Source organism: Sphingomonas sp. (genome assembly GCF_048594985.1).
Lineage (GTDB): Bacteria > Pseudomonadota > Alphaproteobacteria > Sphingomonadales > Sphingomonadaceae > Sphingomonas_I.
Genome location: NZ_JBMDXG010000316.1, coordinates 1 through 8,057, shown reverse-complemented (window position 1 = coordinate 8,057; position 8,057 = coordinate 1). Strand labels below are relative to the sequence as shown.

Genomic DNA, 8,057 nt, shown 5'->3' with positions numbered 1-8,057 from the left:
GCGTTCGTGCACATCTCGGCGGTCGAGCGCGCGGGCATGACCACGCTCAACGAAGGCGACAAGCTCGAGTTCGAGCTCGAGGTCGACCGGCGCGGGAAGTATGCCGCGGTGAACCTGTCGCCGTCGAACTGATAGACGGATTAAACCTGTTCCGGCCCGGCCCGCAGCGATGCGGGTCGGGCTTTTTCTTGCCCTAGAAGTCTTTGCTTCATACCGCAGCGGCGCGCCCTAATCCCTATCCAATCGATAGGAGATTCCGATGCGCCTTCCCGCCCTGCTGGCCCTTGCCGCCGTGCTGGCCCCTGCGGCGCCTGCCGCGATCCCCGCCCCACGCGTGCGGTCCGCGACCTTCGAGCAGCTGCCCAAGCCACTGCCGCTGCCCTATGCCGAGACGGGCGATGCCAGCGCGTCGGTGAAGCGCGCGCGGGCGCAGGCCAAGGCGGCCGGCAAGCTGCTGCTGATCGATCTTGGCGGCAATTGGTGCCTCGACTGTCGCCTGCTGGCGGGCGTGATGGAGCTGCCCGAGGTGCGGCGATGGCTTCCCCGCCATTATGTGCTGGTCACCGTCAATGTCGGCCGCTTCGATACGAACCTAGCGGTGCCGGCGCGTTACGGGATCCGCAAACGGCTGGAAGGCGTGCCGAGCCTGCTCGTGGTCGACCCGCGTACCGACCGCCTGCTCAACGAGGGCCGCACGGCGGCTTTGGCCGATGCACGGTCCATGACCCCGCAGGGTCTGGCCGACTATCTCGCGCAATGGCCGCGCCGCTGAGACGCAAGCGTCAGGCGGCGGTGTCGCCATCCTGCGCCAGCGCGGCGGCGAGACGGTCGCGGATGCGGCGCAGTTCACCCTTCGGCGCAGGCGCACCGGCGGCCGCGGGCGTCGCGCCGAGGTCCGGTGACGGCGGCTGCCCGGCGCCCCCGTCGAGCAGCTTGCGCACGCCCTTGATCGTATAGCCTTCATGGTTGAGCAGGCGATCGATCCGGCGAACGAGGTCGACATCGGCCGGGCGATAATAACGGCGATTGCCGGCGCGCTGCAGCGGCCGAAGCTGCGGAAAGCGTGTTTCCCAATAGCGCAGGATGTGCTGGGGAATGCCGAACTCGGCCGAGACCTCGCCGATCGTACGGAACGCGATCGCCGACTTCGGCGGAGACGTTCCCACCGGGCTCAGCCCTCGCGGACGATACGGTCGCGCAGCGTCTGGCTGGCGCGGAAGGTGAGCACGCGGCGCGGTGCGATCGGCACCTCGACCCCCGATTTCGGATTGCGGCCGATTCGCTCCGCCTTGTCGCGCAGCACGAAGGTGCCGAAGCCGGAAATCTTGACGTTCTGGCCGTCGGCGAGCGCGGTGCACATGTGGCCGATCATCTCTTCGACGATGCTGGCGCATTGCGAGCGCGGCAGGCCGATCTGCGCATGCAGAAGCTCGGCCAGGTCGGCGCGTGTCAACGTGTCGGATTGACCCATTCGAAAATCCCCCCGTCCAGCGTCCTACCGCGATCGCGCCGGGACAGACAAGCCTTTCGAAGGACCTAGCGCGATTCGCGGACGACGGAAGCGAACGTCGCCGGATCGTTAGAAGCGGGCGACGGCGGCGCCCCAGGTGAAGCCGCCCCCCATCGCTTCGAACACGATCAGGTCGCCGCGTTGGATACGCCCGTCGCGCACCGCCACGTCGAAGGCGAGCGGGACCGATGCGGCGGAGGTGTTGGCATGTTCGTCGACCGTGACGACCACGCGCTCGGCAGGCAGGCCGAGCTTGCGCGCGGTCGCGTCGAGGATGCGGCGATTGGCCTGGTGGGGCACGACCCAGTCGACGTCGGCGACGGTCAGCCCGGCTTTCTCCAGCGCCTCGCCCAGCACGGCGGCGAGATTGGTGACGGCGTGACGGAACACCTCCGATCCCTTCATCCGCAGCTTGCCGACGGTGCCGGTGGTCGACGGACCGCCATCGACGTAGAGCAACTGATTGTGGCGGCCGTCGGCGTGGAGCGCGGTCGAGAGGATGCCGCGCCCATCGGCGCCGTCGCCGGTGGTCAGCACGACCGCGCCCGCGCCATCGCCGAACAGCACGCAGGTCGCGCGATCCTCCCAATCGAGGATGCGGCTGAACGTCTCCGCCCCGATCACCAAGGCGGTGCGCGCGACGCCGCCGCGAATCATGCTGTCCGCGACCGACAGCGCGTAGAGGAAGCCCGAGCAGACCGCCGCGACATCGAACGCGACGCAGTCGCGGATGCCGAGCGCGTCCTGCACCTTGGTCGCGGTGGCGGGAAAGGTCTGGTCGGGGGTGGCGGTGGCGAGCACGATCAGGTCGATCGCGGCCGCGTCGATCCCGGCGGCGGCGAGCGCCTTGCGCGCCGCCTCGGCGCCAAGCGTCGCGGTCGTCTCGCCCTCGGCGGCGATGTGGCGCGCGCGGATGCCGGTGCGTTCGACGATCCATTCGTCAGACGTGTCGACGGTCTGCGCAAGCTCGTCATTGGTCACGCGGCGCGCGGGCAGCGCCGATCCGGTGCCCGCGATGATCGCGCGGATGCTCATGCGGCCGCGGGCTCGCGGATGCGGGCCAGATCCTCGGCGATGCGGTGCGTGATGCGGCCGTGGGCAAGCTTGGCCGCCACCTCGATCGCGTTGGCGAAACCGTCGGCGGAGGTGCCGCCATGGCTCTTCACCACGGTGCCGGTGAGCCCGAGGAAGACCGCGCCGTTGCGCGTGTTGGGATCGAGCCCCTTGCGCAGCAGCGTGATCGCCGGGCGCGAAAGGAGGAAGCCGAATTTCGAGCGCAACGAGCTGGTGAAGGCGCGGCGGATCAGGTCGGCGATAAAGCGGGCGGTGCCCTCGGCCGTCTTGAGCGCGATATTGCCGGTGAAGCCGTCGGACACGATCACGTCCGCCTCGCCCGTGCCAAGGCCATTCGCTTCGATGAAGCCGTCGAAGCGCAGCGGGAGATGGCCGGCGGCGCGCAGCATCGCCGCCGCCTCGCGCAGCGTCTCGGTGCCCTTCAGCTCCTCGGTCCCGATATTGAGCAGGCGCACGCGCGGCTCCCCCACGTCGTGGAGGATGCGCGAATAAGCGGCGCCCATGATCGCGAATTCGACCAGATTGCGCGCGTCGCATTCGGTGTTCGCGCCGAGATCGAGCATGACGAGGTCATGCGTGCCAAGCGTCGGCAGCAAGGCGGCGAGCGCCGGGCGATCGATGCCGGGGATGGTGCGGAGCGCGACCTTGGCCATCGCCATCAGCGCACCGGTATTGCCGGCGGAGATCGCGGCCTCCGCCTCGCCCGCTTTCACCGCGGCGATCGCCATGCCCATCGAGCTGGTGCGCGCGCGGCGCAGCGCCTGCGTGGGCTTGTCCTCGCCGCTGACGATGTCGGGCGCGTGGACGATCGTGACGCGATCCCCGCAGCGGCGATGCCGCGCAACCTCGGTCCGAAGCCGCGCCTCGTCGCCATAGAGCGTGAAGCGCAGGCCGGGATTACGGGCGAGCGCGCGCGCGACCCCGGCAACGACGACCTCCGGGCCGCCGTCGCCGCCCATCGCATCGATGGCGAGGTTCATGCGCCGCCCGTCCCCCTAACGTCAGTCGGCGATCGGGAGGATCTCGCGCCCGTTATAATGCCCGCAATGATTGCAGAGGTTGTGCGGCTGCTTCAGCTCGCCGCAGTTCGGGCATTCCTGAAACGACGCGACCGTCAGCGCGTGGTGGCTGCGGCGCATGTTCCGCCGCGACGGCGAGGTCTTTCTCTTGGGGACGGCCATCTCGGCACCTGTCTTTGAGCGAAAACGAAAGGACGCGCCCTGCCTTACTGCCGAACGACCAGAGGGTCGCGGGCCATGGGGCCGGACGCGTCGCGAAGGCCCGGCCCTATAGCGATTTCCGCTCGCGTTGCAAGCGCGGGGCGGGCATGAGGCGCGGCGGGAGAACGTCCACCATGCTCGTCGCCGCCGCACCCGTCGTCACGCTCATCATCGCCGCCGCGCTGGCATTGCTCAACCTCTGGCTATCGGTCCGGGTCTCGCGCGTGCGCAGCTATCGCAAGGTCATGGTGGGCGACGGCGGATCACCCGAACTGATCGCGCGCGGCCGCGCACACGCCAATTTCAACGAATATGTGCCGATCGCGCTGATCCTGATGCTGCTGGTCGAGCTGCGCGTCGGGCCGTCCTGGGGCCTGTGGGTGGCGGGCGCGGCGCTGGTGATCGGACGCGTGCTGCATCCGTTCGGGATGGACCGGCCCACGCCGAACCCGTTCCGGCTGGGCGGGATGCTGCTGACCTATACCGCCACGATCGGGCTGGTCGTGTGGGCGGTGCTGATCGCCTACGGCGTCCGCATCGGGGCGTAGAGCCGCCACGCATCCGATCGACGGAGCGGGGAGTTGAGCGGCGATGGCCGACACCCCGAACCCCGTCCTCGTCTGGTTTCGACAGGATCTGCGCCTTGCCGACCAGCCCGCCTTGCGCGCGGCGGCGGAGGAGGGGCCGGTCATCGCCTGCTACATCCTCGACGATGACGGCCCCGGCGACTGGCGGATCGGCGGCGCGCAGCGCTGGTGGCTGCACCACAGCCTGACCGCGCTCGACCATGCGCTGAAGGAGCGCGGCGTGCCGCTCGTGCTGCGGCGGGGCAGGGCGGCGGACGAGGTCGCGCGGCTGGCCGGGGAGGCGGGCGTGAAACGCGTCCATTGCCTCACCCATTACGAACCATGGTGGAAGGCGGCGGAGGATGCGCTGGCCGAGCGGGTCGAACTCATCCGCCATCCGGGCTATCTGCTGGCCGAACCGGAGAGCGTGCGGACCGGATCGGGCGGGCGCTTCCGCATCTTCACGCCCTTCTGGCGCGCGCTGCAGCAGCGCATGCCGCCCGAAAAGCCGCGCCCCGCGCCGCGCGCGCTGCACGGGGCGAAGCGCGCGCCCAAGGGCGATCGGCTGGCCAGCTGGGCATTGCTGCCGACCAGGCCCGACTGGGCCAAGGGGTTTGCCGACTGGACGCCGGGCGAGGAGGGGGCGGCGGCGGCGCTGGAGGCGTTCGTCGACCGCGTCGGCCCTTATGATCATGACCGCAACCTTCCCGCGATCGAGGGCAGCACACGCCTGTCGCCGCACCTGCAGATGGGCGAGATCTCGCCGGCGGCGGTGTGGCATGCGGTCGCCGGCCGGACGGGCGCGCCCGCCTTCCTGAGGGAAATCGGGTGGCGCGACTTCACGTCGAACCTGATCGACCAGCGGCCCGATTATGCCGACGCGAACGGGCGGGAGGCGTTCGATTCGCTGCCATGGCGGCGCGGCAAGGCGGCCGATGACGACTTTGACGCCTGGACGAAGGGGCGGACCGGCTATCCGATCGTCGATGCAGGGATGCGCCAGCTGTGGACGACGGGGTGGATGCACAACCGGGTGCGGATGATCGCGGCCAGCTTCCTGATCAAGCATCTGCTGATCGATTGGCGGCGCGGCGAGCGCTGGTTCTGGGACACTTTGGTCGACGCCGATTTCGGCAATAACAGCGTCAACTGGCAGTGGGTGTCGGGCACGGGGGTCGATTCGAGCCCGTTCGGGCGGATCATGGCGCCGCTCGTCCAGTCGGCCAAGTTCGACGCCGCCGACTATATCCGCCAGTGGGTGCCGGAGCTGGCAAAGCTGGACGACGCGTCGATCCACGATCCGCATGGGAACGGCATGGCGCCCGAGGAATATTCCGCGCCGCTGATCGGGCACCGCGAGGGGCGCGAACGCGCGCTGGCGGCGATGGCCAAGGCGCGCTGAACCCGCTCAGCCGCGCGCGAGAGCGCGGTCGCCGACATAGGGGTTGGTCGCGCGTTCGTGCCCGAAGGTCGAGGTCGGGCCGTGGCCGCACACGAAATGCGTGTCGTTTCCCAGCGGCCACAGCTTGCCGGTGATCGACGCGATCAGATCGGCATGGTTGCCGCGCGGGAAATCGGTCCGCCCGATCGAACCCTGGAACAGTACGTCGCCGACCTGCGCCAGCTTCGATGGCGCGTGGTGGAAGATGACGTGGCCGGGCGTGTGGCCGGGACAGTGATAGACATCGAGCACCAGATTGCCGACCGTCACCGTATCGCCGTCGACCAGCCAGCGGTCGGGCTCGAACGGGAGCGCCTCGATCCCGAAGCGGGGGCCGTCCTCCTTCAGCCCCGCGATCCAGAAGCGGTCCTCCTCGTGCGGGCCTTCGATCGGCACGCCGAGATCGCGCGCGAGCGCCGCCACGCCGCCGCAATGATCGGCATGGCCGTGGGTGACGAGCAATTTCTCGATCGTCACGCCATGCTGCGCGGCGGCGGCCTTGAGCTTGGGAAGCTCGCCCCCGGCATCGATGAACGCGCCGCGCATCGTCGCGGTGCACCAGATGAGCGTGCAATTCTGCTGGAAGGCCGTGACCGGAATGATCGTGGCGCGGAGGGGCGGGAGCGTGGCCATGCGCCCGACATGGCGGGGCCGGGCGGCGGCGGCAAGGCCGGCACCCGGGCCGAACCCCGGGGCAATGATTGCGATCGCCGTCGCGAGGGGGCAGAGGCGCGCTCATGCTGCGCGCCGGCACGCCCTTCGTCCTGCTCGACGACGCCCGGCCGGGTGGACGGTGCATCGTCTATCGCGCGCCGCGCGCGATCGTCTGCGCCGAGCGGCCCGAGGAGGTCGCGCCCGCGCTCGCCCGGCTGCGCGCGGAGGTGGCGAGGGGTGGGCATGCGGCGGGATGGCTATCCTACGAGGCCGGCCACGCGTTGGAGCCGCGCCTCCGGGCGCTGGCGGTGCGGGGCGATGGCGGCCCGCTGCTGTGGTTCGGGCTGTTCGACGCGCCCGAGCCGTTCGACCCGGCGACCCTGCCCGATCCGGCCGGCGCGTGGGCGGGGACGCCCCGGCCGCTGGTGAGCGAAGCCGAGCATGCGGCGGCGGTGGGGCGCGTGCTCGACTATATCGCGGCGGGCGATATCTATCAGGCCAATCTCAGCTTCCGCGCCGCCGTGCGCGTGCTCGGCGATCCGCTGGCGCTGTATGCGCGGCTGCGCGCGGCGTCGGCGGCGGGGTGGGGCGGGATCGTGCATGACGGGCGGCGGTGGATCCTGTCCTGCTCGCCCGAGACCTTCTTCACCCTCGACGCTGCCCGGATCGTCGCGCGGCCGATGAAGGGGACGCGCCCGCGCGGGAGCGATGCGGCCGAGGACCGCGCGCTGGCCGAGGCGCTGGCGGCCGATCCCAAGGACCGCGCCGAAAATCTGATGATCGTCGATCTGCTGCGCAACGACCTGTCGCGCGTCGCGCGGCCCGGCAGCGTGACGGTGCCCGCGCTGTTCGCGGTCGAGCGCTATCCGACCGTGCATCAGATGGTGTCGGAGGTGGCCGCGATCCCGGCCGAGGGGGTGGACGCGGTCGACGTGCTGGCGGCGCTGTTCCCGTGCGGTTCGGTGACGGGCGCGCCGAAGCTGCGCGCGATGGAGATCATCGCCGAGGTCGAACCCGACGCGCGCGGCGTCTATACCGGCGCGATCGGACATCTGACCCCCGACGGATCGGCGGCGTTCAACGTCGCGATCCGTACGCTGACGATGGAGGACGGCGCGGATGAGGCACGGATCGGGCTGGGATCGGCGGTGGTCGCCGATTCGCGGGCGGCGCTCGAATGGGCCGAATGCCTGGCCAAAGGGGCGTTCGTGACCGCCGCCAACCGCGCGTTCGACCTGATCGAGACGATGCGATTCGATCCCGAGGAGGGACTGGTCGCGCTCGACGCGCATATCGAGCGGCTGCGCGCGAGCGCGCGCGCGCTGGATTTCGCGTTCGACCGGCACGAAACGCGCAACGAGCTTCACGCGGCGACCTTCCGCCTGACCGCCCCCGCGCGCGTGCGCCTGCGGATCGGCCCGAGCGGATCGATCGCGATCGCGGTGTCGGCGCTGCCGCCCGCGCCGGAAACGCCGGTAACCGCGCGGATCGTGCCGCTGCCGGTCGCGGGGGGCGGGGGGCGCCCGCCCCCCACAAACCCCCCCCCCCCGGGCGATGGAGACGGGCGCGCCCCGGCGCGGCCCGGCGGGGGG

11 protein-coding genes are annotated in these 8,057 nt (G+C 70.6%); 5 read left to right on the top strand and 6 right to left on the bottom strand.

Annotation, left to right across the window (positions count from 1 at the left end):
• Together ACOJSF_RS13000 and ACOJSF_RS12995 are read left to right on the top strand one after the other, a co-directional pair.
• A partial coding sequence (locus ACOJSF_RS13000; RefSeq protein WP_420142623.1) for a cold-shock protein occupies positions 1–132 on the top strand: 132 nt, incomplete at its 5' end.
• A 127-nt stretch (positions 133–259) separates the two neighbouring features.
• The gene (locus tag ACOJSF_RS12995) at positions 260–772 is read left to right on the top strand and encodes a thioredoxin family protein (protein WP_420142622.1); all 513 of its coding nucleotides are present in this window, start codon (positions 260–262) and stop codon (positions 770–772) included.
• A 10-nt stretch (positions 773–782) separates the two neighbouring features.
• On the opposite strand, the gene ACOJSF_RS12990 is transcribed toward ACOJSF_RS12995, so the two are convergent.
• The 5 genes from ACOJSF_RS12990 to rpmF form a co-directional block, all read right to left on the bottom strand.
• Positions 783–1,166, bottom strand: coding sequence for a MerR family transcriptional regulator (locus tag ACOJSF_RS12990; RefSeq protein WP_420142621.1), 384 nt, complete (start codon positions 1,164–1,166; stop codon positions 783–785).
• A 5-nt stretch (positions 1,167–1,171) separates the two neighbouring features.
• Positions 1,172–1,471 (bottom strand): integration host factor subunit alpha, encoded by a 300-nt coding sequence (locus ACOJSF_RS12985; RefSeq protein ID WP_420142620.1) that lies wholly within the window; start codon positions 1,469–1,471, stop codon positions 1,172–1,174.
• 108 nt (positions 1,472–1,579) lie between these two features.
• The gene (locus tag ACOJSF_RS12980) at positions 1,580–2,545 is read right to left on the bottom strand and encodes a beta-ketoacyl-ACP synthase III (protein WP_420142619.1); all 966 of its coding nucleotides are present in this window, start codon (positions 2,543–2,545) and stop codon (positions 1,580–1,582) included.
• On the bottom strand, positions 2,542–3,564 hold the full coding sequence (gene plsX / locus ACOJSF_RS12975; protein WP_420142618.1) for a phosphate acyltransferase PlsX: 1,023 nt from the start codon (positions 3,562–3,564) through the stop codon (positions 2,542–2,544). The genes ACOJSF_RS12980 and plsX overlap by 4 nt, the downstream gene beginning before the upstream one ends.
• 21 nt (positions 3,565–3,585) lie before the next feature.
• Positions 3,586–3,765 carry a 50S ribosomal protein L32 gene (rpmF, locus tag ACOJSF_RS12970; protein ID WP_420142617.1) on the bottom strand — a complete coding sequence of 60 codons (180 nt, stop codon included), beginning with the start codon at positions 3,763–3,765 and terminating at the stop codon, positions 3,586–3,588.
• A 173-nt stretch (positions 3,766–3,938) separates the two neighbouring features.
• Here rpmF and ACOJSF_RS12965 point away from each other — a divergent pair, with 173 nt between their 5' ends.
• Both ACOJSF_RS12965 and ACOJSF_RS12960 read left to right on the top strand, forming a co-directional pair.
• Positions 3,939–4,352 (top strand): MAPEG family protein, encoded by a 414-nt coding sequence (locus ACOJSF_RS12965; protein ID WP_420142616.1) that lies wholly within the window; start codon positions 3,939–3,941, stop codon positions 4,350–4,352.
• Between the two features lie 43 nt (positions 4,353–4,395).
• On the top strand, positions 4,396–5,772 hold the full coding sequence (locus ACOJSF_RS12960; RefSeq protein WP_420142615.1) for a cryptochrome/photolyase family protein: 1,377 nt from the start codon (positions 4,396–4,398) through the stop codon (positions 5,770–5,772).
• Positions 5,773–5,778: 6 nt separating this feature from the next.
• Here ACOJSF_RS12960 and ACOJSF_RS12955 read toward each other — a convergent pair whose 3' ends face one another.
• Complete coding sequence (locus ACOJSF_RS12955; RefSeq protein WP_420142614.1) at positions 5,779–6,444, bottom strand: MBL fold metallo-hydrolase; 666 nt, start codon at positions 6,442–6,444, stop codon at positions 5,779–5,781.
• A gap of 104 nt (positions 6,445–6,548) precedes the next feature.
• On the opposite strand from ACOJSF_RS12955, the gene pabB reads away from it, so the two are divergent.
• On the top strand, positions 6,549–8,057 hold a 1,509-nt coding region (pabB, locus tag ACOJSF_RS12950; protein ID WP_420142613.1), incomplete at its 3' end, for an aminodeoxychorismate synthase component I.

Coding starts and splice junctions, on each gene's coding strand:
- ACOJSF_RS12995 (WP_420142622.1), top strand. CDS start 260: ATGCGCCTTCCCGCCCTGCTGGCCCTTGCCGCCGTGCTGGCCCCTGCG.
- ACOJSF_RS12985 (WP_420142620.1), bottom strand. CDS start 1,471: ATGGGTCAATCCGACACGTTGACACGCGCCGACCTGGCCGAGCTTCTG.
- ACOJSF_RS12980 (WP_420142619.1), bottom strand. CDS start 2,545: ATGAGCATCCGCGCGATCATCGCGGGCACCGGATCGGCGCTGCCCGCG.
- plsX (WP_420142618.1), bottom strand. CDS start 3,564: ATGAACCTCGCCATCGATGCGATGGGCGGCGACGGCGGCCCGGAGGTC.
- rpmF (WP_420142617.1), bottom strand. CDS start 3,765: ATGGCCGTCCCCAAGAGAAAGACCTCGCCGTCGCGGCGGAACATGCGC.
- ACOJSF_RS12965 (WP_420142616.1), top strand. CDS start 3,939: ATGCTCGTCGCCGCCGCACCCGTCGTCACGCTCATCATCGCCGCCGCG.
- ACOJSF_RS12960 (WP_420142615.1), top strand. CDS start 4,396: ATGGCCGACACCCCGAACCCCGTCCTCGTCTGGTTTCGACAGGATCTG.
- ACOJSF_RS12955 (WP_420142614.1), bottom strand. CDS start 6,444: ATGGCCACGCTCCCGCCCCTCCGCGCCACGATCATTCCGGTCACGGCC.